Genomic DNA, 1,772 nt, shown 5'->3' on the forward strand with positions numbered 1-1,772 from the left:
GAACGGCGCGGTCACCGCGCCGGCATGGGTGACCAGCGCCATGACCAGCGCCGCCGCCACCCCCGGCACCAACAGGCGCGCCATGCCGGCGAACAGGGTCGAACAGATCCGCAAGCCGACTCTCCTCACACAGTGCGACATCAAGGAAAATCCAGGAAAACGACGAATCATGGCAAGCTCCGGGCAGGAAGGGGATTTTTCACGGGCGGGATCCACGCGCGGCGGGCGGCGGCCGCGACCGCGGCCAAGGGGCGGTTGCGGGGGGCGACCCGAGTGCCTATAGCGGGCGGCATGTCGTTCGGCGGCATCAGGCCCAGCCCGCCGCCGCCTTATCCTCCGACCCCGACCGGGAGCTTCGTATCATGAGCACCATGTCCACCTCCGAGATCGCCCGCCTGCAGGTGTGCCTGCGCCGCCTGCTGGGCTCCCCCGAACTGACGGTCAACCCGCCGCCGCGCGCGGGCCTGTCGGTCGAAGTCGCCGTGAAGGGCGAAATCATCGGCACCGTCCATCGGGACGAGGATGAGGGCGAAGTGTCCTACGCCCTGCATATCACGGTTCTGGAAGAGGATCTGCCGGCCGAAACCGCCACCGCGCGCGCGCGCCGCTGATGCCGACGATTCTTGTGACTTGATTCTCGTGATTCCGGCGCCGATCGCGCGCTGACCGTCGCAGGGGTGGGGAATCTCATCCTGCCCCTGCCGCGCTCCTGGCCGCGCGCCCGGCGCGGCGCGCTTACCGCGCCAGGACGGCGGTCCGGACGACGGCCGGCCGGTCGACGGCCGCTTCGATGATCGGGTGGCCGTCCTGGCCGGACGGCAGGTCGATGCGGGTGATCTTCCAGCGCCAGCCCTGGATCTGCATCTGCAGATGCAGCTTGCTGTCGCGCGCATGGCCCCGCGCCTGGTCCGGCAGGGCGAGGCTGGCCTCGAACATGTTCAGGCGCACGAAACGCACCCGCACATGGCGCAGGATCCGCACCCGCGCGGCGCCCGTCACCGAATGATTCGGGGCCGGATGACCGGGGGCCGGCCGGCCGGCGGCCGGCTTACCCGCGTCCGAGGGGCCCGCCGGCATCAACTGGTCCATCAGCGTTCCGAGATTGGCGGCATTCACGTTCGTGTCCACGGCGTTGGACACCGCAGCGGCGGCGAAGGACGACCCGAATTCCGGCAGATCGTCGTCACCGGCAGGCTGCGTCCCGACCAGGCCGGTGACGATCTGCGCCTTGAGGCCGGTCTGGACCGACCGCCAGTTGAGGTACGTCCCCAGCGTCCGCACGTCATGCGCCTGCATGGCCGACGCGACCGACCACAGCGTGACGAAGGGCGAGGCGACGAACAGCGACAGCGCCATGACCAGGGTCACCGCGCAGAGACGCCGTGCCTGCTGCCGACGAACGGCAACCATATGGCCGGCTGGCATCAGGCGCATGAAACGGTCCATCGAGAAATCGTCCCTGTCGTACGGCGCGAGCATACGATAAGCATGGCGGACATGCATGACCTTCATGGCAAAATGACACAAATTGTTACAAAAAGAGTGTCACGAAGCCATATTCGCCTGCACCGGTCAGGCTCATACCTGACATTGTTGTCCCGGACGTCATCATGCCTGCAACGTGCCGGGACGGGGAAGGATGCATGATCCCTGATTTTTCCGAAGCCGAGATCCAGCGCTACGCCCGCCATATCCTGCTGCCCGAGATCGGCGGCACCGGCCAGGCCGTGCTGCGCGCCGCGAGCGTGCTGATCGTCGGCGCCGGGGGGCTG

2 protein-coding genes and 1 pseudogene are annotated in these 1,772 nt (G+C 67.9%); 2 read left to right on the top strand and 1 reads right to left on the bottom strand.

Annotated elements, in window-relative coordinates; all coding sequences use genetic code 11:
• Positions 1–362 precede the first annotated feature (362 nt).
• Positions 363–611 carry a DUF3126 family protein gene (locus HUK84_RS16905; protein ID WP_176641310.1) on the top strand — a complete coding sequence of 83 codons (249 nt, stop codon included), beginning with the start codon at positions 363–365 and terminating at the stop codon, positions 609–611.
• Between the two features lie 124 nt (positions 612–735).
• Here HUK84_RS16905 and HUK84_RS16910 read toward each other — a convergent pair whose 3' ends face one another.
• Positions 736–1,434, bottom strand: coding sequence for a DUF2939 domain-containing protein (locus HUK84_RS16910; protein WP_246285752.1), 699 nt, complete (start codon positions 1,432–1,434; stop codon positions 736–738).
• 209 nt (positions 1,435–1,643) lie between these two features.
• On the opposite strand from HUK84_RS16910, the pseudogene HUK84_RS23315 reads away from it, so the two are divergent.
• Positions 1,644–1,772 (top strand): annotated as a pseudogene (locus HUK84_RS23315) (adenylyltransferase); the annotation flags it as partial.

Source organism: Nguyenibacter vanlangensis (assembly GCF_013376155.1).
Classification (GTDB): Bacteria; Pseudomonadota; Alphaproteobacteria; order Acetobacterales; family Acetobacteraceae; genus Gluconacetobacter; species Gluconacetobacter vanlangensis.

What these genes read in the sequence shown, in the direction of transcription:
- HUK84_RS16905 (WP_176641310.1), top strand. Translation starts at nt 363, where the DNA reads ATGAGCACCATGTCCACCTCCGAGATCGCCCGCCTGCAGGTGTGCCTG.
- HUK84_RS16910 (WP_246285752.1), bottom strand. Translation starts at nt 1,434, where the DNA reads ATGCGCCTGATGCCAGCCGGCCATATGGTTGCCGTTCGTCGGCAGCAG.